The sequence below is a fragment of the Lentilactobacillus parafarraginis DSM 18390 = JCM 14109 genome (assembly GCF_001435895.1).
Classification (GTDB): domain Bacteria; phylum Bacillota; class Bacilli; order Lactobacillales; family Lactobacillaceae; genus Lentilactobacillus; species Lentilactobacillus parafarraginis.
The window spans coordinates 1-618 of record NZ_AZFZ01000202.1 but is presented as its reverse complement, the minus strand read 5'-3'; the positions used below and the strand labels follow the sequence as shown (position 1 = coordinate 618).

Sequence of the window (618 nt, the reverse complement as noted above, 5' to 3'; positions counted from 1 at the left end):
TCAAAAATCATAGATCTTGGACAGCTTCTTAAGGCCATCCTTCATGGGTGCAGCCCTCCTAGCGGATTTAAGTAATTTACCACCATTATACAGGGAAACCCATTGAACTATGACACCACTATTGGGAATACCGAATTCTCTGGCTAACTTGGGATATGAGGTACTACCTCCAAGATACTTCTGAACGACCTCAAGTTTGAATTCTTGAGAGTAGACTCGATTGGTTCGTTTTCGCTTAAGCCCGTCCACACCATCTGACTCGTAACGTTCTAACCATTGCTGGATTTGTGAATCATGAACACCATACTGTCTATGAATTGAATTAGCAGACTGGCCCTTTTGGACCAGACCAATATAAAAGAGCTTCTCATCTAACGTATATCTAGAACCTTTTCGGCCCATACAAAAACTCCTTTCTAGGAAGACAAGCTTTAATTATTTGCTTGTCTACCCAAGAAGGAGTATAGCCAACCAAAGGGGGGCCCTATTTTCTTTTAATACCGTATTTTACACGGTATCGAATAAAGGTCGTCCGTTTAATACCTGTATTTCGGGACACATCAATGTCACTCATGCCTGCTCGATAAAGTTTAAAAGCATGCTGCAAGCGGGGATCGC

General features: G+C 42.1%; 2 pseudogenes. Both read right to left on the bottom strand.

The window, feature by feature from the left end:
• Positions 1-27 precede the first annotated feature (27 nt).
• Positions 28-402, bottom strand: a pseudogene (locus tag FD47_RS14740) (transposase); the annotation flags it as partial.
• Positions 403-484: 82 nt separating this feature from the next.
• Positions 485-618 (bottom strand): annotated as a pseudogene (locus tag FD47_RS15485) (recombinase family protein); the annotation flags it as partial.